The sequence below is a fragment of the Vibrio sp. V01_P9A10T6 genome (genome assembly GCF_963877065.1).
Classification (GTDB): Bacteria; Pseudomonadota; Gammaproteobacteria; order Enterobacterales; family Vibrionaceae; genus Vibrio; species Vibrio anguillarum.
Map to the genome: position 1 here is coordinate 1 of NZ_CAWNTB010000182.1, position 19,261 is coordinate 19,261.

At 45.2% G+C, this 19,261-nt stretch carries 21 protein-coding genes and 1 tRNA gene; 3 read left to right on the plus strand and 19 right to left on the minus strand.

Annotated elements, in window-relative coordinates:
• From AACQ21_RS13710 to fkpA, 9 genes are all read right to left on the minus strand, one after another.
• The coding region (locus tag AACQ21_RS13710; RefSeq protein ID WP_258174216.1) for a GTP-binding protein at positions 1-168 on the minus strand (168 nt) is incomplete at its 3' end.
• A gap of 123 nt (positions 169-291) precedes the next feature.
• The gene (fusA, locus tag AACQ21_RS13715) at positions 292-2,388 is read right to left on the minus strand and encodes an elongation factor G (RefSeq protein ID WP_105977015.1); all 2,097 of its coding nucleotides are present in this window, start codon (positions 2,386-2,388) and stop codon (positions 292-294) included.
• Positions 2,389-2,463: 75 nt separating this feature from the next.
• Entirely contained in the window at positions 2,464-2,934 is a 471-nt protein-coding gene (gene rpsG, locus AACQ21_RS13720; RefSeq protein WP_013857921.1) for a 30S ribosomal protein S7, read from the minus strand.
• 96 nt (positions 2,935-3,030) lie between these two features.
• Positions 3,031-3,405 (minus strand): 30S ribosomal protein S12, encoded by a 375-nt coding sequence (gene rpsL / locus AACQ21_RS13725; protein WP_010318930.1) that lies wholly within the window; start codon positions 3,403-3,405, stop codon positions 3,031-3,033.
• 171 nt (positions 3,406-3,576) lie between these two features.
• On the minus strand, positions 3,577-3,852 hold the full coding sequence (gene tusB, locus AACQ21_RS13730; protein ID WP_010318931.1) for a sulfurtransferase complex subunit TusB: 276 nt from the start codon (positions 3,850-3,852) through the stop codon (positions 3,577-3,579).
• Between the two features lie 9 nt (positions 3,853-3,861).
• Positions 3,862-4,218, minus strand: a complete 357-nt coding sequence (gene tusC, locus AACQ21_RS13735; protein ID WP_013857923.1) for a sulfurtransferase complex subunit TusC — start codon at positions 4,216-4,218, stop codon at positions 3,862-3,864.
• Positions 4,215-4,619, minus strand: coding sequence for a sulfurtransferase complex subunit TusD (tusD, locus tag AACQ21_RS13740; protein ID WP_010318933.1), 405 nt, complete (start codon positions 4,617-4,619; stop codon positions 4,215-4,217). The genes tusC and tusD overlap by 4 nt, the downstream gene beginning before the upstream one ends.
• Positions 4,613-5,332, minus strand: a complete 720-nt coding sequence (locus AACQ21_RS13745; protein WP_013857924.1) for a helix-turn-helix transcriptional regulator — start codon at positions 5,330-5,332, stop codon at positions 4,613-4,615. The genes tusD and AACQ21_RS13745 overlap by 7 nt, the downstream gene beginning before the upstream one ends.
• A 185-nt stretch (positions 5,333-5,517) precedes the next feature.
• Complete coding sequence (fkpA, locus tag AACQ21_RS13750; RefSeq protein ID WP_010318935.1) at positions 5,518-6,306, minus strand: FKBP-type peptidyl-prolyl cis-trans isomerase; 789 nt, start codon at positions 6,304-6,306, stop codon at positions 5,518-5,520.
• Between the two features lie 139 nt (positions 6,307-6,445).
• Here fkpA and AACQ21_RS13755 point away from each other — a divergent pair, with 139 nt between their 5' ends.
• On the plus strand, positions 6,446-7,426 hold the full coding sequence (locus AACQ21_RS13755) for a WD40 repeat domain-containing protein (protein WP_026027456.1): 981 nt from the start codon (positions 6,446-6,448) through the stop codon (positions 7,424-7,426).
• A 2-nt stretch (positions 7,427-7,428) separates the two neighbouring features.
• The gene (locus AACQ21_RS13760) at positions 7,429-7,656 is read left to right on the plus strand and encodes a SlyX family protein (protein WP_010318937.1); all 228 of its coding nucleotides are present in this window, start codon (positions 7,429-7,431) and stop codon (positions 7,654-7,656) included.
• Between the two features lie 61 nt (positions 7,657-7,717).
• On the opposite strand, the gene AACQ21_RS13765 is transcribed toward AACQ21_RS13760, so the two are convergent.
• From AACQ21_RS13765 to tsaE, 9 genes are all read right to left on the minus strand, one after another.
• Positions 7,718-7,906, minus strand: a complete 189-nt coding sequence (locus AACQ21_RS13765; protein ID WP_017043313.1) for a DUF2065 domain-containing protein — start codon at positions 7,904-7,906, stop codon at positions 7,718-7,720.
• 71 nt (positions 7,907-7,977) lie between these two features.
• A complete protein-coding gene (gene hflC, locus AACQ21_RS13770; protein ID WP_013857929.1) occupies positions 7,978-8,958 on the minus strand; it encodes a protease modulator HflC in 981 nt (326 codons plus the stop codon).
• 2 nt (positions 8,959-8,960) lie between these two features.
• On the minus strand, positions 8,961-10,154 hold the full coding sequence (gene hflK / locus AACQ21_RS13775) for an FtsH protease activity modulator HflK (RefSeq protein ID WP_013857930.1): 1,194 nt from the start codon (positions 10,152-10,154) through the stop codon (positions 8,961-8,963).
• Positions 10,155-10,199: 45 nt separating this feature from the next.
• The gene (gene hflX / locus AACQ21_RS13780; RefSeq protein WP_010318941.1) at positions 10,200-11,489 is read right to left on the minus strand and encodes a ribosome rescue GTPase HflX; all 1,290 of its coding nucleotides are present in this window, start codon (positions 11,487-11,489) and stop codon (positions 10,200-10,202) included.
• A 41-nt stretch (positions 11,490-11,530) separates the two neighbouring features.
• Positions 11,531-11,797 (minus strand): RNA chaperone Hfq, encoded by a 267-nt coding sequence (hfq, locus tag AACQ21_RS13785; RefSeq protein ID WP_013857931.1) that lies wholly within the window; start codon positions 11,795-11,797, stop codon positions 11,531-11,533.
• A 181-nt stretch (positions 11,798-11,978) separates the two neighbouring features.
• Positions 11,979-12,926 (minus strand): tRNA (adenosine(37)-N6)-dimethylallyltransferase MiaA, encoded by a 948-nt coding sequence (gene miaA / locus AACQ21_RS13790; RefSeq protein WP_026028407.1) that lies wholly within the window; start codon positions 12,924-12,926, stop codon positions 11,979-11,981.
• A gap of 15 nt (positions 12,927-12,941) precedes the next feature.
• Positions 12,942-14,924, minus strand: a complete 1,983-nt coding sequence (gene mutL, locus AACQ21_RS13795; protein ID WP_105977016.1) for a DNA mismatch repair endonuclease MutL — start codon at positions 14,922-14,924, stop codon at positions 12,942-12,944.
• 2 nt (positions 14,925-14,926) lie between these two features.
• Positions 14,927-16,648, minus strand: a complete 1,722-nt coding sequence (locus AACQ21_RS13800; protein ID WP_017043316.1) for an N-acetylmuramoyl-L-alanine amidase — start codon at positions 16,646-16,648, stop codon at positions 14,927-14,929.
• Positions 16,642-17,106 carry a tRNA (adenosine(37)-N6)-threonylcarbamoyltransferase complex ATPase subunit type 1 TsaE gene (tsaE, locus tag AACQ21_RS13805; RefSeq protein ID WP_010318946.1) on the minus strand — a complete coding sequence of 155 codons (465 nt, stop codon included), beginning with the start codon at positions 17,104-17,106 and terminating at the stop codon, positions 16,642-16,644. Before tsaE ends, AACQ21_RS13800 begins: the two co-directional genes overlap by 7 nt.
• Before the next feature lie 220 nt (positions 17,107-17,326).
• Between tsaE and queG the strand changes: the two genes are divergently transcribed.
• Positions 17,327-18,457 (plus strand): tRNA epoxyqueuosine(34) reductase QueG, encoded by a 1,131-nt coding sequence (gene queG, locus AACQ21_RS13810; protein ID WP_105977017.1) that lies wholly within the window; start codon positions 17,327-17,329, stop codon positions 18,455-18,457.
• Positions 18,458-19,116: 659 nt separating this feature from the next.
• On the opposite strand, the gene AACQ21_RS13815 is transcribed toward queG, so the two are convergent.
• Positions 19,117-19,193 (minus strand) — tRNA-Met (locus tag AACQ21_RS13815).
• Positions 19,194-19,261 lie beyond the last annotated feature (68 nt).

Consider the following 19,261-nt stretch of genomic DNA (forward strand, 5'->3'; position numbering starts at 1 on the left):
CTCTTCTGGAGCGTTATCGATAGATGCGAAGTCTTTCGCTTCACCACCGTACACTTTTGCAAGTGTAGTACAGATAGCAGCAGTTAGAGTTGTTTTACCGTGGTCAACGTGGCCGATAGTACCAACGTTTACGTGCGGTTTCGTACGTTCAAATTTTGCTTTAGACACGATCGTGTTCCTTCCTAGTTATGATTCGTCTTGAGTCACATATAGCTCAAGACGCGCCAGAAATTGCTATTTTATGCGCCAACTCTCATCAGCGCAATAGATTCGTTATTAAACAAATAACAGTTAACCACGTTCTGCAATGATTGCTTCTGCAACATTTTTTGGCACATCAGCGTACTCTGCAAACTCCATGGAGTAAGAGGCGCGACCCTGAGTGGCAGACCGTAAGTCTGTTGCATAACCAAACATTTCCGATAGAGGGACTCTAGCATGGATAATCTTAAGGCCTGCATGGCCTTCATCCATACCTTCAATCATGCCGCGACGACGGTTTAAGTCACCCACAACATCACCCATCCAATCTTCTGGAGTAGTTACTTCAACTTTCATCATTGGTTCAAGAAGAACAGGCTGCGCTTCTAAAGCACCTTTCTTGAACGCCATCGAACCAGCAATCTTAAACGCCATCTCACTTGAGTCGACATCATGATATGAACCATCGAATAATGTCGCTTTCACATCCAGAATCGGATAACCAGCTAACACACCGTTGTTCATTTGCTCTTCGATACCTTTCGCAACCGAGCTGATGTATTCCTTAGGAATCACACCACCAACGATTTCGTCGACAAAGACAAAGCCTTCACCGAGTTCCGCAGGTTCAATCTTAAGCCAAACGTGACCATATTGACCACGACCACCAGATTGACGAACGAACTTGCCTTCTACTTCCGCTTTTCCACGGATAGTTTCGCGGTAAGCCACTTGTGGTTTACCAACGTTACAGTCCACACTGAACTCACGCTTCATGCGATCAACAATGATGTCTAGGTGAAGCTCACCCATACCAGAGATCAACGTTTGACCTGTTTCCTTATCGGTTTCGACACGGAAAGATGGGTCTTCCGCCGCCAGTTTACCTAGCGCAATACCCATTTTTTCTTGGTCAGCTTTAGAGCGAGGCTCTACCGCAATTTGAATCACTGGCTCAGGGAATTCCATGCGCTCAAGAACCACTTTGTAGTCTGGGTTACACAGCGTATCGCCTGTCGTGACATCTTTTAAGCCGATCGCAGCCGCAATATCGCCAGCACGAACTTCTTTAATCTCTTCACGTTTGTTGGCATGCATCTGTACGATACGACCAAAACGTTCTTTTTTCTGTTTCACTGAGTTGTAAACGGCATCGCCAGAGTTCACCACACCAGAGTAAACTCGCATGAAAGTCAATGTGCCAACAAATGGGTCAGTGGCAATCTTAAATGCAAGTGCCGAGAATGGTTCGTTGTCGTCAGCGTGACGTTCTACTTCGTTCTCGTTTTCATCCACGCCTTTAATGGCTGGTACATCTACCGGTGAAGGCAAATATTCAACAACCGCATCCAATACCGCTTGTACGCCTTTATTTTTAAAGGCACTACCACAAGTGGCCAATACGATTTCATTGTTAATGGTACGAGTCCGTAGCGCTTGTTTGATTTCCGCTTCTGTCAGCTCGCCGTCTTCAAGATACTTTTCCATTAACTCTTCACTAGCTTCCGCTGCCGCTTCTACTAGGTTGTTGTGCCATTCTTCGGCCAACTCAAGCATATCTTCTGGAATGTCTTCGTAAGTAAACGTCATGCCTTGATCGGCTTCATTCCAGTTGATGGCTTTCATCTTGATAAGGTCGATGACACCTTTGAACTCTTCTTCCGCACCAATATTTAATTGAATAGGAACAGGAGTCGCACCAAGACGATGTTTAATTTGGTTTACAACGCGTAAAAAGTCTGCGCCAGCACGGTCCATTTTGTTAACGAACACCATGCGAGGAACACCGTATTTGTCAGCTTGACGCCATACAGTTTCAGACTGGGGTTCAACACCAGATGAGCCACAGAATACAACCACTGCACCATCAAGCACACGAAGTGAACGCTCTACTTCAATTGTAAAGTCAACGTGTCCTGGGGTATCAATGATGTTTACGCGATGATCTTGGAACTGTGCTTCCATACCACGCCAGAAGGTTGTCGTAGCAGCAGAAGTGATAGTGATACCACGTTCTTGCTCCTGCTCCATCCAGTCCATGGTTGCAGCACCATCGTGAACTTCGCCGATTTTGTGAGAAAGGCCAGTGTAGAACAGAATACGCTCAGTAGTGGTTGTTTTACCTGCATCTACATGAGCACAGATACCGATGTTGCGGTAGCGCTCAATAGGAGTTTTCCGAGCCACGATTGTATCCTCTTACTAAGGTAATCCTTAGAGTATGAAAATGTGCTGCGAGAGAACCTCGCAGCACAGAAGGTATTACCAGCGGTAATGAGCGAATGCTTTGTTCGCTTCTGCCATACGGTGAACGTCTTCACGTTTCTTAACAGCAGTACCTTTATTTTCTGACGCGTCTAGCATTTCAGCAGCTAGGCGAGCAGCCATAGATTTTTCACCACGCTTACGCGCAGCATCAACTACCCAACGCATAGCAAGTGCGTTACGGCGAACCGGACGTACTTCTACTGGCACTTGGTAAGTTGAACCACCCACGCGGCGAGATTTAACTTCGACCGCTGGACGTACGTTTTCAAGAGCTTCTTCAAATACAGCTAAGTGACCTTTGCCAGATTTCTCAGCCATAGTGTCTAGTGCAGTGTAAACAATTTTCTCTGCAGTAGATTTTTTACCGTCAACCATAAGAATGTTAACGAATTTTGCCAGCAGTTCAGACTTGAACTTTGGATCTGGAAGGATCTTACGCTGACCAATAACGCGACGACGTGGCATGGATATTCTCCGTTGTCTTTTTCAGGTTATCCAAAACTTTTCAGTTTCTTCAAAAATTAAATAATTTAGTGTTTGGCCTTACTTAACGGAAATCCATTAAGATTTAGGACGTTTCACACCGTATTTAGAACGAGCTTGTTTACGGTCGTTTACGCCTGCACAGTCAAGTGCACCACGGATTGTGTGGTAACGCACACCTGGAAGGTCTTTTACACGACCGCCACGGATAAGAACAACTGAGTGCTCTTGAAGGTTGTGACCTTCACCGCCGATGTACGAAGTCACTTCGAAGCCGTTCGTTAGACGAACACGACATACTTTACGAAGTGCTGAGTTAGGTTTTTTAGGTGTAGTAGTGTAAACACGTGTACATACACCACGTTTTTGTGGGCACGCTTCTAGTGCTGGCACGTTGCTTTTAACAACTTGCTTTACACGAGGATTGCGGACCAACTGGTTAATAGTTGCCATTAACTAGCTCCTGAATTTACTTAAAGTAAGCTTTGTGAAAAATCTAGTCCCTAGTGCACTTAGTACAAATAGGGACGCAAAATTCTATGCAGCAGTGAGAGGTGTGTCAAGAAATATACAGATCTTTTTTAACCACCATAAGTAAAGGGTGGGTAATAGTGATAAAAAAACCTACCAAGTGATTGATTTTTCATGATTAGTAGTAAGTTCAACCAAACCAGAGAAATCCACTTTGGTAATTTGTACTGAGCAGAGATCCTGCACACCACGCGCGCAGAGATCCTCAAGTAAGACATAAACCCTGTTCAGATCGTTGAGTAGTAAAAAAGAGCCCGCACTAGGGTTACTCATATAAACCGCTTCTTCAACCAAGATAATACTATCCTCAGCCAAACAATAACGCTGCGCTAAGGCCAGTTTTGCCGTGTCTTTTACAATATGCAGCATAGGTACACCTTAGAAAGTTAGTACTTGATCGCACTCGTGAAGTAACTGAGCGATTTGCTGAGGCGATTTTTTTTCAACATCAATTACCCATTGAGCCGATGCTAACCCCAACTCTTCAACGCTTTGCTCACACAGATAAAGGTGTTCAATATCGTATAACTCAAGCAGTTTAAACGCACTGATGTAATCACGGCTAAGCAGTTGTTGCGGTGATTGGTTGGCGACGATTTGCGTCACCCCAAGCCCAACAAAAAAGAGTGAGATCGCATCACAATAGGCAGAGGCTGCCAGTACAGCATCCAGCCCTTCTCTTCCAGCCGAACTAGAATGAGGCGAAGAATGAAAAACAAAACCGATTTTTTTCAAAACTGTACCACTCGATCTTGAGTTAATAACGCTTCAGCTAAGCTTCCTAACCCAGTTTGTGCAAAACCTTGTGCCAAATTATGCGCAGTGAGCTGGTGTTGCTGAGCTTCATTTTCACTGATAATGCCACGACGTAACGCTGCAGCAACACAGGTTTCTAAGCGTACATGGTGTTCAGTAGACAGCTTCTGCCATGCTTTCACAAGATCAAACTCATCGTTCGCAGGCGCGGTGATCGCAGAGCCATTGAAAACACCATCTTGATAAAAAAATACTTGCTTGAGTGAATGCCCTTTTTCTAGCAATGCACAGGCAAACAGATAAGCACTACGCGCTGCCTGTGTGCCATACACTGAGCCATTGACCAATAATGTGTAACTCAATACTGGCTCCACTAACATTCGTCTCCGGTCTTGCGTTGGCGAATGTAGAGATAGACAGTATGTTTAGAGATATTGAGCCGATCAGCTACGCGGTTAATCGCATCTTTGATGTCAAAAATGCCTTTGTCGTACAACTCCATCACAATCTGACGATTCTTGGTATTGTTAGACACTGATTTATCGGCGTTGATCTCTTCAATTGTACGCTCTACCGTCTGATCCACCAGCTCTTCAACATCACTGGCAAAGTTAACCGATGAGGCGGCTTCCTGAGCTTCCTGAGTCGGCATGAATGATTGCAGAACTTGTGAGAACGGAGCATCTAAATTGACGTTGATACAAAGTAAGCCAATGACTCGGTTATCACCATTACGAATCGCGACCGTAATCGATTTCATCAACACACCACCCTTGGCGCGAGAGAAATACGATCGTGAGAAGTTACGCTCCGATCCTTCAATATCTTTCAACATACGCAGTGCAAGATCGGTGATCGGGGAACCCACTTGACGTCCCGTGTTTTCACCATTGGCAATTTTAATCGCCGAGGTATTGAGATCTTCCAATGAGTGCAGAACGATCTCACAAAAAGGACCAATCAGGCTGGCGATACCGTCAACCACAGCTTCATAAGATCGAAGAATGATTTTATCGTGATCACTAAATGGCATCACGTGCACGGATTCCATTTCAAGCAACATATCCGCGTTTAGAGTTTCTGTCGTTGTCACTGTTATCTAGCCTTAGAGCGAAAAATCAACAAATTGACGTAAGTTTATCAGAAAATTTTAATCGAAAACTCTGTTAAGTCACTAACAAGTGATTTAGAACAACTAATTAGTGAGTCGTTAGAGACAGAAAAGGCCTGATTCATCAGGCCTTTGAGCTGGTTACAACGGTTCAACAATGGCTGATATTATTTAGCCGCATCGCTACCGTTATCAATTTTTAGTAACTCCACTTCAAACACAAGTGTTGAGTTTGCTGGAATAGTCGGCGTATCTTGCTCGCCGTAAGCCAGTTGCGGCGGGATAACAAACTTGTATTTTGCTCCCACTTGCATCAGTTGCACACCTTCTGTCCAACCAGGAATAACCCGATTGAGTGGGAATGTCGCTGGCTCACCACGATCATACGAGCTATCAAATTGAGTACCGTCAGCCAGTGTCCCTTTGTAATGAACTTGAACAGTATCGGTCTCTTTTGGTGACTCACCTTTTGCTGGCGTCAGTACTTGGTACAGTAAACCAGATTCAGTTTTCTTTACGCCATCTTGTTTTTCAAATTCAGCGCGGAATTCGTCACCAGCTTTTTCAGCAGCAGCCGCTTTTTCAGCGGCTTTCGCTTGCATGGTTTCAGAAACGCGTTTATCTAGAGCTTCTAGCGCTGCACGTGTCTCTTCTTCACTCAACTCAGCATTGCCCGCGAAGACATGTTCAATCCCTTTTAGAACCAGATCTTTATTCAGATTGATACCAATTTCGGCTGGTTTTTCAATGCTGGTGCTGAGGTAATTTGCAAAAGAGACGCCAATCGCGTAAGCCGCTTTGTCATCTTCTGTTTTAAAGTGAACCGTTTTTCCCGCTTCCGTTTGTACTTGTTCTGCTGCAGGTGCTGCTTCAGTTTTCGGGGCTTCATCTTTCTGGCAGCCAACTGCAAGCATGACGGTTGCCGCAAGCAGTGACACTTTAAACAATGATTTCATTTATTTCTCCAATTTGTAGGCAAACCTTTTGTTATTACGCACAAATTTCGGTGAAAAACTGGTGCGCTAAACAGAGTTGTACCAATATAGCGATATGTTGATAGATTGTCTTTACACTCAAAGCGGATAATTAGACTTGATGCGAATAATTTCTCATTCAATCCTAGGTTGCATTGTCATCTTGATGTTAAATGGCTGTTTTTTCTCTAACAGCGATGTACAACGTTGGGATATAGAACCAAACGGTTCGACCAGTTTCGGTTTAAGCCGCGATGGTCGTTTTGCGCTACTCTATTCCAAACAAAGACAACTCGTTCTATGGGATCTTGAACAAAACAAAACCTTAGCCGAATTGGGACCTCAAGACCCACAAGCCAATACCGTTTCTCATATTCGACTCTCCGATAATGGCCGTTTTGCCGTGACCGCTAGCCAAATTAACTTTGCCGTATGGGACTTAGGTTGGACACAAGCTCAAGGTTTGTGGTCCATCTCCGATGGGCTGATCCGAGACATTGACATTGCCAATAACGGAAAACAAGTTCTACTCGGTTTATCCAATGGTAAAGCGATTTACGTCGATTTAGTCACTGGACGTCGACTAGAGTTCCTTGCTCATCGAGAAAAAGTGAATTCTGTCGCCCTATCGCCCAATGGCCGCTTTGCTCTGACAGGAGGTAATGATTATTTTGCCTACCTTTGGGATACGCAAAGTGGGCAAATTTTACGATCGTTTGAACATGAGCAGCGGGTGAATCGAGTAGCGCTGCAGCGAGAGGGAAAATTAGCCTTTACCTCCGATGGTGGTAATCAATCCATTATTTGGGATCTCTCCTCGGGTAAGGAACAGGCGAAATTGCGCAGTTTTTCACGACAATTGATTTTCTCTACGGCGCGTTTTTCTGATGATGGCAGGTTGCTTGTGACAGGGAATCCTTCAAGCCAAGTCGCGGTTTGGGATACTCAAAGTGGTAAAAAACAGCAAGGATTCGAAGTAGAACCGCTAAAAGATGCTCGCCCACCCACTGCGGTGGTGTATGATGCGGCCTTTGATCATCAGCAACGAATTATTACCGGAAGCTCTGCAGGGATTGCTCAAGCTTGGAAACTCGACGATTAGTTATGAACGATAAGTATATTCAGCAATTAGAACAGCGTGTTAGTGACTTGGAATGCCAACTTGCTTTCCAAGAACAAACCATTGATGAACTCAATCAAGCATTATCAACACAGCAGCTCATGCTGACGAAAATGCAAGACCAAATGAAATATGTGGCTGGTAAAGTCAAAAATATGGACGCCTCACATTTAGCGGATCCATCAGAAGAGACTCCACCACCTCACTATTGATAGTGATGATACTGATAGTGATAAACTGATAATAAATCGGTTACCGCGCTATTGTGCATCACTATCGTGCGAAGTAGTACGCAATGATGCCCCCTGCAACGACGAGACAGCCACCGATGCGGCGCAGTTGATGATCGGGCTGCTGGCTGAGCTCTGCCACCATCTTTCTCCAGCCATTAGGGGCGATTAACGGTCCAATACCTTCTGCAATTAACACCAGCCCCACAGCAAGCCAGATTGAATTCGACATAGTGCCTTCTCTCTTAAAGCCAATAAACGACAAAGGCTCCCTGAAGGAGCCTTTGAATAAACAACGGTCAATTATTTCGTTGTCAAACCTTTGGTGTTATTCATGTACTTGAAGAAATCACTCTTAGGATCAAGCACCAAGATATCACTCTTCTCGCTAAATGATTTCTCATAGGCTTTCAGCGAACGTAAGAACCCGTAAAACTCAGGATCTTTACTGTACACATCTGAGTAAATCTTCGCTGCTTTAGCATCAGCATCACCGCGAGTTACGCGAGCCGTTTTATCCGCTTCCGCTAAGATAGTCGCCACTTCAAGTTCAGCTTGAGCACGAATGACTTCGGCTTTTTCACGACCTTGAGAACGGTGTTTACGAGCTACTGATTCACGTTCAGCACGCATACGGCGATAGATAGATTCACTGATCTCATCTGGTAAGTTGATTTTCTTAATACGGAAATCAACCACTCTCACACCTAAATCTTTCAGTGCGCCTTTACGTGTATCTTCCAACACATTTTCCATCACTTGGTCACGCTGACCATCGATTTCCAATGCTTGTTTCGCAGCCTCAGTTGTGACGACTTCATCATCAGCACTTTCAGGCAAGACATCTTTATTACGTGGGCCTGAAACAATTTGTTTGATTTCACGAGAACCGATTTCAGAACGAAGAATGTCTGTCACTTTACGCTCTAACAGTGCTTGTGCCGTCAATGCATTGCCACCCCCCGTTGCCAAGTAGTATTGACCAAAGTCTTCAATACGCCATTTGACATAGGTATCGATGATCACATCTTTTTTCTCTGAAGTCACGAAACGGTCAGAGCGGCCATCCATTGTTTGGATACGTGCATCTAACGTTCTTACTCGATCAAACAGTGGCATTTTAAAATGCAAACCCGGTTCGTAGATTCGAGCAATTTCATTGTTATCTTTCAGAATACGACCGAAACGGACAACGATACCGCGCTCACCTTCAGGAATCACAAACAGCGACATCAACATCAATACCAGTGCAATCACTAATACTGGGATCATTAACTTACGCATTACTAGTATCTCCCTTGACGTGTATTGCTAGAGCGAGACGGTGTATTACCTGTATCACTGCTGGTTGGTGAATCAAGCTCTATCTGATCATAGGTTGATGATGATTTATCTTGACGTTTGGTGTCATTCTTACTGTCTTGGCCTGTAATTCGATCCAACGGTAGATAAAGCATATTGCCACTGGATTCTGAATCAATTAGCACTTTAGATGTGTTTGAATACACTTCTTCCATGGTATCTAGGTAGAGACGATTACGTGTCACATCTGGCGCGGCTTGATACTCAGGGAGCAGTTTTTCAAACTGTGCCACTTGACCCAATGCTTCGTTAATCGTACGTTCTGTATAACCTTGCGCTTCTTTCTTCAAACGTTCTGCTCGGCCTGTTGCTTTAGGCAGGATTTCGTTCTTATACGCTTCAGATTCACGAATGAAACGCTCTTCATCTTCTCGCGCCGCAATCGCATCATCGAACGCATCTTTCACTTGCTCTGGCGGACGAGCCGACTGGAAGTTGACATCGACAATCATTAAGCCCATATCATAGCTATCAATGATTTGATTCAAGGTCGTTTGGGTACTTTGACGAATTTGCTGACGGCCACTGGTTAAGATACTGTCCATCAAAGAATCACCAACCACGGCACGTAATGCTGAGTCAGTTGCTTGGCGTAAGCTATCGTCAGCATTAGTCACACGATACAAGTACTTGTATGGATCAGACACGCGATATTGTACATCCATGCCAACAGTGACCACGTTTTCATCTTTGGTTAGCATCAAACCCGATGCACGTAGTGAGCGAATCGCTTGTACGTTAACGGCCGTCACCTCATCAACAAAGCGAGGACGCCAGTTCAAACCTGGATCAACGATGCGATCATACTTACCTAAACGCAGCACGACGCCACGCTCAGCTTCACCAATCGTATAGAAACCAGAAAAGAACCACACCGCAACTGCGATTGCAGCAATGACTCCAAAGCCAATTGCGCTACCACCAGAGAATGAAGGGCCTTTACCGCCTTTCTTACCAAATCGTCCGCCCAGTTTCTGGCTCAGTTTATTGAAAACCTCATCCAAATCTGGCGGTCCTTGATCACGGCCACCTTTGTTTTTGTCACCACGATTATTACCCCAAGGGTCATTATCGCGGCCATTGTTGCCGTTGTTATTACCGGGCTCATTCCACGCCATTAGAAAGCTCCATCATTTGATATGACGTTATACTGTAGCAGTCCTTTAAGTAACTATAAAGTCACGCAAAACTGCTTCTTCTCTTTTTTCTAGTCTAAACCAATCAACTTGCTGCATACGAATGTTAATCAACAAATTACCATCTGGATCATATTCTTCTTGTTGAATACATTTCATTTGTGAAAATGCACTACGAATGCGACCTTGGTGCAGTGGTGGAATACACAATTGATATTGAATGACTTGACTCGCTAATCGCTCTGTCAATGCTTCGAAAAGCAGATCAATACCCTGTCCATCCATGGCTGATAACCACACGGTTCTCGGTATTCCCTCATCATCTTTTTCGATGCGAGGTTGTTGGCCTTCTAGATTATCGATCTTGTTCATGACGACAAGCGTTGGCACCTCATGGGCGTCAATCTCTTCTAATACATCATGGACGGCTTTGATATTCTCACGAAAACGCTCATCACTGGCATCAACAACATGTAACAAAATGTCAGCTTCTTGAGTTTCTTGTAACGTGGCTTTAAATGCTGCAACTAAATCGTGCGGCAGATGACGAATAAATCCTACGGTGTCAGCGAGAACGGCAGTACCAACGTCCGCCAATTCGATTTTCCGCAAGGTAGGATCTAGGGTTGCAAACAGTTGATCGGCTGCATAAACCCCAGCTTCAGTAATGCGATTAAATAACGTTGATTTCCCCGCATTGGTATAACCCACTAGCGATATGGTGGGAATCTCAGCTCGATTTCGAGCTCGGCGTCCTTGTTCTCGCTGCTTAGCGACTTTCTCTAAGCGGCGTAATATCGCTTTAATACGTTCACGCAATAAACGTCTGTCGGTTTCTAGCTGCGTTTCACCAGGTCCACGTAAGCCTATACCGCCTTTTTGTCGCTCAAGGTGCGTCCAACCACGAATTAATCGCGTAGAGATGTGGCGTAATTGTGCCAGCTCTACTTGCAACTTCCCTTCATGGGTTCGTGCTCGTTGGGCAAAAATATCGAGGATGAGGCCAGTACGGTCAATCACTCGACATTGGCATAGTTGTTCAAGATTACGTTCTTGGGCAGGAGAAAGGGCGTGGTTGAAGATCACCACATCCGCTTCAACAAGTTGAACCGCATGCGCTATCTCTTGGGCTTTACCCTCACCGACATAATATTTAGGGTGTGGAGTTTGACGGCTGCCAGTAATAATTTGCAGTGTCGACACTCCAGCAGAAGAAACCAGCATTTCACACTCGCTGAGATCATCCCACTCACCCTTTTGCGTGAAGTTGATATGAACAAGTACCGCTCGCTCACCGGCTTCGTAACGGTCAAACAAGCAACCAACTCCTTTGTAAGTAAATAATACTAATCAGAGAATTACTCTTCTGATTTGTCTGATGGACGATCAGACCCAGTGCGTGGCTCAGCAGTATGGTGGCTCACTGCACGTGCAGGAACAACCGTTGAAATCGCATGCTTATACACCATTTGATTGACTGTGTTTTTCAGTAAGATCACAAATTGATCAAAGGATTCAATCTGACCTTGAAGCTTAATTCCGTTCACAAGGTAGATGGATACTGGAATGCGCTCACGACGTAGTGCATTTAAGAATGGGTCTTGTAGAGATTGCCCCTTAGCCATTTTATTTTCCTTATTTGTATTTTGTTGTAGTTATTTAGCTAGTGGTGCACTGCATTATTGGTGCGGCCTTTGCATCTGAGCTAAATGAATAAAAACCCCGTTGCTACTTGTTATGACGGCGATAATGCCAAATATCAAGTAACGGATCCTTTACAGGGTACATCACGCAAAAGCGATCACATTATACACAGCTAACTCCATCAGATGCTATGGCATTTGAGAGAGTTTCTACTGCATGATCAATGTTTTCGCTATCTAACCAAGTTAAATCATCCCAGCTGCGTAACCAGGTGATCTGACGCTTGGCCAATTGACGGGTTGCACAGATTCCACGATATACCGCTTCCTCTAACGTACAATTCCCATCCAAATAGTCCCACATCTGTCGATAACCAACACAGCGAATCGATGGCAAATCCGGATGAAGATCGTTTCGAGCATAAAGTGCTTTCATTTCTTCTTCAAATCCAGCTTCGATCATCTTTTCAAACCTGAGTTCGATTCGACGGTGGAGCTCAGCCCTTTCCTTGGGAGCTATAGCAAACTGTTTAACTCGAAATGGCAGGCTTTCGCCTTTCGTTTGAGTTAACTCTGTAAGAGTTTTACCTGAAATTCGGTAAACTTCCAATGCTCGTGACAATCTTTGTGGATCATTAGGATGAATTCTTGCCGCCGAAACCGGATCAATCGTTTGTAATTGATCGTGTAACTGACCCCAACCATGCTCCAAAGCCTCTTGCTCAATTTGTTGCCGTATCTCAGGGTTAGCCGCAGGAAGTGGCGAAAGCCCTTCAAGTAGAGCCTTGTAATACAACATAGTTCCCCCAACGAGCAGAGGAATTTTACCTTGCGCGGTAATATCATGCATTGCAAGTAATGCATCGCGACGAAAATCCGCCGCCGAATAGGCTTCACTTGGATCCAAAATATCGATCAGACGATGAGGTGCGAGTGCCAGTTCATGTGCATTAGGTTTGGCGGTGCCAATATCCATGCCTTTGTAGATCAGCGCCGAGTCGACACTGATGATTTCCACTGGGTATTTTTGGCGTAGACGAATCGCCAAATCTGTTTTACCTGATGCGGTCGGGCCCATTAAAAACAGAGCCAATGGTTGTGTTTGATTCATCATTCTTTTAATTCGTTATGCCAACAAGGCCGCTATGGTGGTAGAAAAATCAACGGGGCGGACAAAACTCGCATCATGAAGAGGAAGTTGCCCTTGCCAAAGCTGTTCAAGTTCCGAAATCATTTGGATGGCTTCAGACAAAGTGTAGTCACTTTTTACCACAGTGATGTGTTCAGCCAGCCAATCGGCAACAAGATCCACCGTAATAGGTTCATCATCAGCCGTAAAATTAGCGGACACGTAAGATAGCAGATCTGGGATTAAGTTTTGCAGGTTTTGTTGCCTCAACGGTTGAGGTACGCCCATCACCATGATGCTTGAACCATGACGTTCTTTAAGCTCAATCCCTAGCGTATTCAACATCGGCTGGCAATGCGCTAACGCTTGATGTTCTTGTGCTGAGAGCTTGATGGAGAGCGGCACGAGTAAAGGTTGGCTTTTCAAGCCGCCTTGTTCGGTATGCAATTGGCCGCGAGTTTTCAGCCATGCTCCTTTGATAAGAGAAAGCAATACGACGCCCTGTTTGGACCCCATTAACAGGTACTGCCCTTTGATTACTGCAATAGCTTTACCCAACTGTTCGAGCTGCAGCATTTCACCTTGATCTTGATGTGCGATAGGAGAAAGTTCGACTGCTGAAGCTGGCGGTTGAGTTGCCATCAGCTCTTGATAGAGCTTCACTTCCCCGCTCGAAGGTGAGCCCGTTGGCTGGCGCTCAGCTTTCGCCCGAGAAGAAGATGGAGAGCCGTTTTGCTGCCAATGGCTACGCTTTGGCGTTTCAGCTATGCCGTGCGCGGTTGTGCTTTCTCGCTCTGCTTTTCGTGGATAAGCGGGAGTGTTGTCGACAGCTTGCCACACTTGCTCTGGAACGGTGTTATGCCCCTCAGTTTCTTGGCACACACTACCAATTGCAGTGTCATTCTCAATGCGATCCACAGTCGCCGCATCGGGCTGATGAAAAGCCGATGGTTTGAGCTGCGGCTTTTCAATGTGTTTGCTTTCAGCCATTGCACTACTGAGTGCTTGATAGATAAAATCATGCACTAATCGCGCTTGATGGAAACGCACCTCATGTTTCGCGGGATGGACATTCACATCCACTTGATGGGGATCGAGCTCAATGAAGAGTACATAAGTGGCGAACTGATCGCCTCTCAGGCTGGTTTCATAACTTTGCCGGATAGCATGATTAATCAGCTTGTCACGCATCATCCGCCCATTAACGTAACAGTATTGCAAATCACTCTGCTGGCGCGCGCCTTCTGGAGTCGTTATCCAACCATGCAAGCGAAGCCCTTGATGTTCCAACTCAATGTTCAGCATATGGCGAACAAAAGCGTTGCCACACACAGCCGCGATTCTTTTTTCCTCTTGAGCGGCCGTTTTAGCCGCTCGATATTGACGTACCATCTTGCCGTTATGGCGCACATTGATGGTGACATCAAACCGGCTCAAAGCAATACGTTTTAGTAGCTCATCAATGTGAGTAAATTCTGTTTTCTCTGTGCGTAAAAATTTGCGCCGAGCGGGCGTATTAAAGAACAGATCGAGAACTTCAACAGACGTTCCAATCGGGTGTGCGGTTGGCTGCAAATTAACCGCCATATCTCGACCTTCACTGTATGCTGCCCAAGCTTGTTCTTGCGTGGCTGGACGGGACGTCAATGTAAGCCGAGAGACTGAGCTAATACTCGCGAGCGCTTCTCCACGAAAACCTAAGCTAACGATCGCCTCTAAATCATCCAAGGTGTGAATTTTAGAAGTTGCATGGCGGCTTAAAGCGAGCGCCAATTCCTCTTTTACTATCCCTTGCCCGTTATCGCGCACACGAATAAGCTTCGCACCTCCCTTTTCGATATCGATATCGATACGAGAGGCGCCCGAATCCAAGCTATTCTCCACCAGCTCTTTAACGACAGAAGCCGGCCTTTCAACCACTTCACCTGCGGCAATTTGGTTAGCAAGACGTGCGGGTAGAATCTTAATCGTCATACTCATTACTACTTATTGGGAATGATCAACACTTGCCCTATGGCGAGCTGATCAGACCGAAGTTGGTTTACTTGGCGAATACTATTCAGACTCACTTGATATTGGCTGGCAATTTTGCTCAAAAACTCACCTTTTTCAACTTTATGCTTACGCAGTGGCTTATCCTTCAAACTCACCGTTATCTTCAGTTTCTGCCCCAGCGTTAAGGTGTCTGAACGCAAGTTATTCTCGCGTTTAATCGCATCCACACTCACTTTATACGTGCTCGCTATCTTGCCCAAATACTCGCCAGATTTCACCACATGCGTAACAATTTCCGTTTCTACTGGGTTGCTGACCACAGGAACGCGAATCGGAGCTGACGTGGCCGGAATCGTTAAGATTTGACCAATCGACAAATTGGCATTTTTTAGTTTGTTGGTTGCGATTAATGCTTGAGTCGAGGTGCCATATTTATTAGCGATAACCGAGAGTGATTCACCACGCTGCACTTTGTGCTTTTGCGTCTTACCACGATTAGCAAACAGAGTGCCCTCGGGTGGGTTTTCTTCAAAATACTTGACGATGGCGGTTGCCAATGCGCGAGCCAATTTATCTTGATGCGAGCGCTGAAATAGCAATTGTTCCTCGGTAGGGTTAGAAATAAAACCCGTTTCAACCAACACCGAAGGAATATCGGGCGACTTAAGTACCGCCAAACTTGCGTTGACTGGCTCTGCTTTATGTAAGTGGGCTACTTTTCCCATTTCGCCTAGCAGATGAGTTGCCACCTTGTAACCCTCTTTTTGTGAGTGACTAAATTGCAAGTCCAGCAAGGTTTGGCTAACGTTTCGATCGCTATTGTTTTTTGCCAGCACTTCACCTGCCCCACCTAACAGTTCTGATTGCTGTTCGTGGTTCTCAACCCAGCGAGCAATTTCCGTATTCGCACGCTTGGTATTTAACACAAACACCGAGCCCCCCCTGGGTTGCGGGGTATGAAAGGCATCGGCGTGAATGGAGACAAGTAGGTGTGACTTATTACGACGCGCAATTTCAGAACGTTTATTGAGATTGACAAAGTAATCGCCACTGCGTGTCATGACCGCCTTCATTCCCGGTACGGCGTTAATTTGATCTGCGATCTTCTTGGAGATACTTAAGGTGGCATTTTTTTCATATTTTTTGGTCGGGCCAATCGAGCCGGGATCTTCTCCGCCATGACCAGCATCAATAGCCACCACGATATCCTCGGTTCCTAATAACTGCGAAGCGTCGCGGCTCACTTTAGTTTGGCTGGCCGGTTTTACTGTCGCCTTGTCACTATCCAAATTGTGGGGTAAATCAACCACCAAACGATGCCCATACTGACCACCCGGCGTTGGCGCAAGTTTAAATGGCTGAGGGTTCACTTTGCGCTGTAACTCAAACACCAAGCGATACGTCCCTTTCTCCGGAGGCGAGCTATTACGAATTTGCTTGAGAACAGGACTATCCGTGACTTTAAGCGGCAATTTTGTATTAAGCGTGGTGTTTTTTAAATCCACCACCAAACGCTCGGGGCTGCTTAAAGTGAAATAGCTATAATCCGCTTCAGTTTTGAGATCGATAACCACTCGAGTTTCATCTGGAGAAGGCCAAACGCGCACGCCTTCTAATGCATTCGCGTGCGTCGTTGAAGTAAATAAAGCACAGCCCCAAACCGCAAGCGATAGAGTTATCGTTCGTAACAAATGGATGATGTTCAACATAACTCCAACTGACTCAGCAATGAGGATCCATAGGGGCTGTTTGCACTCAGAAAAGCTTGCCTTTGTTCGCCATCGTAGCGTAGCTCAACATCAATATCTGCGGTTGGAAGTAGACCGCTGCCTTTTTCTGGCCACTCAACAAGGCAGATCGCATCCGGTGTGAAATAATCACGAATACCCATAAATTCCAACTCTTCCGGATCGGCCAATCGATAAAGATCAAAGTGGTATACTTGCCAATCGGCTAGTTGATAAGGTTCAACTAAGGTATAAGTCGGGCTCTTAACGTTGCCAACATGGCCTAATGCGCGGATGAAGCCACGGCTGAAGGTTGTTTTTCCAGCACCGAGATCACCATGCAAATAAAGCGTGGTTTGCGCAGAGCATCGCTTAGCCAAAGCTGCGCCTAATTTTACCGTTTGCTGTTCGTCTTTTAAGGTAAAGATCTTAGTACTCATGAATTACCGCTCTCAAGTGTCGAAAATTGACTATATAAAAATCAAAAGAACTCGAATAGTAAACTGGGTTGGAATTGAGAGACAAGCTCTCTTCTGTAAGTAAAAGGAAAAAACTCGCTTTTTATGTCAGTTTAATCCACATCACAGACGATCATTTCCTAGATCCTCAATAAAGGATCCGTTAAGATCCTCGCCCCTTTTTGCAACGAGCTCATCGATAGTGGACTACCAAGTACTGGCAGACAAAATTAAAATCTGGGCACGTGAACTTGGCTTCGAAAAGGTCGGGATCTGCGATATCGATCTCAGTGAGCACGAAGAGCCTTTGCAGAAATGGTTGGATGCTGGATTTCACGGTGAAATGGACTGGATGGCGCGCCATGGAATGATGCGAGCTAGGCCACATGAACTCCTTCCCGGCACCGTCCGTGTGATCAGCGCACGCATGAATTACTTACCCCCAGATGCTCGGTTTGCCAGTGATTTGAATAATCCCAATTACGCTTATATCAGCCGCTACGCTCTGGGGCGTGACTACCATAAACTGGTACGCAACCAGCTCAAAAAACTCGGCGAAAAGATTGAACAAGAAGTGGGGGCACTCGGTTATCGCCCTTTTGTGGACTCCGCCCCAATACTAGAGCGGCCTTTAGCACAAAAAGCTGGACTTGGTTGGACTGGCAAGCATTCGCTTATCCTTGATAAAGAGAGTGGTTCTTGGTTTTTTCTTGGTGAACTACTGATTGATTTGCCGCTGCCAGTCGATACACCAAGCAGTAATCAATGTGGCAAATGCACTGCCTGCATCACCTCATGCCCTACACAAGCCATCGTGGAAGACGGTGTTGTTGATGCTCGCCGATGCATCTCTTACCTCACCATAGAATATGATGGCGTAATTGCTGAAGAGTTTCGCAAGGCAATGGGTAATCGCATTTACGGCTGTGATGATTGCCAGTTGGTCTGCCCTTGGAATCGCTTTTCCGAGCTCACTCAACAAAGTGATTTTCATCGCCGTCAAGCACTGGATGAACCAGACTTAGTTGAACTGTTTGCTTGGGATGAGGCCACCTTCTTACGTTATATGGAAGGTTCGGCTATTCGCCGAATTGGCCACCAGCAATGGTTGCGTAATCTTTCCATCGCTTTAGGAAACGCGCCACATTCACAACGCATTATCGCAGCGCTAAACACAAGGTTAGGCTTGTCTGATTTATTAGACGAACATATACATTGGGCGCTAGTAGAACAAAAACGAAAATCATCGGAGCCAGCGAGTGCATGCTCTAGCAATAAGAAGCAGCAGCGCTTAATTCGAATTGTCGAGAAAGGGTTACCGCGTGATGCGTAAAAAATGAGGTAATTGCATAACTAATGAACACAGACTTTGATATGTATCTCAAAATACCAATTTGTGGACAAAATTTTAAACACGACACTGTTTTCTATAATTAAGAAAAGTTAGCCACATCAGCAATTAATGACAAGGATCAAAGATCTTGATATTAATGATCATACAGTTAGTTGACCCAATGGTGACAAAATAACAAAAATCAATTTAAAAACAATTAGTTACACAGAAAGACAGCAAGATTAGAGAACAGAGCCGCATTAAAAGATCTTTCACTGACACTTACCAGCACTTCACTAAAAACACGTTATACACCAACTTATCCACAATTAATTTTTGTGGATAACTCTGTTAATGAATAAGAATAAATAGCGACGAAAAGCCAGATTCTACAGAGACTAACCTGTGTATTGAAATTCAGCACGTAAGTTATCAAGACGGCAATAAATCCGCTTAGAACTGCAGATTATTTTTATTTTAGGGAGTTATGCTTCACAGCATTAAAGAAAGAGCATAAACCAAATACTGGTTTGAGTTCAGAGAGTACTCTGAAAGAAGCTGGAGCGACACATAACCGTTACCTCAACCTTGGTAAGGTTGCGCTCTACCAACTGAGCTGGTGTCGCAATGATTAATCGCATTCACGCTTAATCTGAATTTGGTTGCGGGGGCCGGATTTGAACCGACGACCTTCGGGTTATGAGCCCGACGAGCTACCAAGCTGCTCCACCCCGCGTCCGTATTGTGTCACCGTTAAGTACGATGAAAACTTACACTCTCTAACAAGAGAATTTGTAGCGACAC

Bases quoted from the DNA above. Each gene is read 5' to 3' on its own strand.
- AACQ21_RS13765 (WP_017043313.1), bottom strand. From the start codon at position 7,906: ATGTCGAATTCAATCTGGCTTGCTGTGGGGCTGGTGTTAATTGCAGAA.
- hflC (WP_013857929.1), bottom strand. From the start codon at position 8,958: ATGCGTAAGTTAATGATCCCAGTATTAGTGATTGCACTGGTATTGATG.
- tusB (WP_010318931.1), bottom strand. From the start codon at position 3,852: ATGCTGCATATTGTAAAAGACACGGCAAAACTGGCCTTAGCGCAGCGT.
- AACQ21_RS13800 (WP_017043316.1), bottom strand. From the start codon at position 16,648: ATGTTGAACATCATCCATTTGTTACGAACGATAACTCTATCGCTTGCG.
- rpsL (WP_010318930.1), bottom strand. From the start codon at position 3,405: ATGGCAACTATTAACCAGTTGGTCCGCAATCCTCGTGTAAAGCAAGTT.
- miaA (WP_026028407.1), bottom strand. From the start codon at position 12,926: ATGAATCAAACACAACCATTGGCTCTGTTTTTAATGGGCCCGACCGCA.
- tusD (WP_010318933.1), bottom strand. From the start codon at position 4,619: ATGTTAGTGGAGCCAGTATTGAGTTACACATTATTGGTCAATGGCTCA.
- fkpA (WP_010318935.1), bottom strand. From the start codon at position 6,306: ATGAAATCATTGTTTAAAGTGTCACTGCTTGCGGCAACCGTCATGCTT.
- AACQ21_RS13760 (WP_010318937.1), top strand. From the start codon at position 7,429: ATGAACGATAAGTATATTCAGCAATTAGAACAGCGTGTTAGTGACTTG.
- rpsG (WP_013857921.1), bottom strand. From the start codon at position 2,934: ATGCCACGTCGTCGCGTTATTGGTCAGCGTAAGATCCTTCCAGATCCA.
- AACQ21_RS13755 (WP_026027456.1), top strand. From the start codon at position 6,446: ATGCGAATAATTTCTCATTCAATCCTAGGTTGCATTGTCATCTTGATG.
- hflK (WP_013857930.1), bottom strand. From the start codon at position 10,154: ATGGCGTGGAATGAGCCCGGTAATAACAACGGCAACAATGGCCGCGAT.
- hfq (WP_013857931.1), bottom strand. From the start codon at position 11,797: ATGGCTAAGGGGCAATCTCTACAAGACCCATTCTTAAATGCACTACGT.
- mutL (WP_105977016.1), bottom strand. From the start codon at position 14,924: ATGAGTATGACGATTAAGATTCTACCCGCACGTCTTGCTAACCAAATT.
- tsaE (WP_010318946.1), bottom strand. From the start codon at position 17,106: ATGAGTACTAAGATCTTTACCTTAAAAGACGAACAGCAAACGGTAAAA.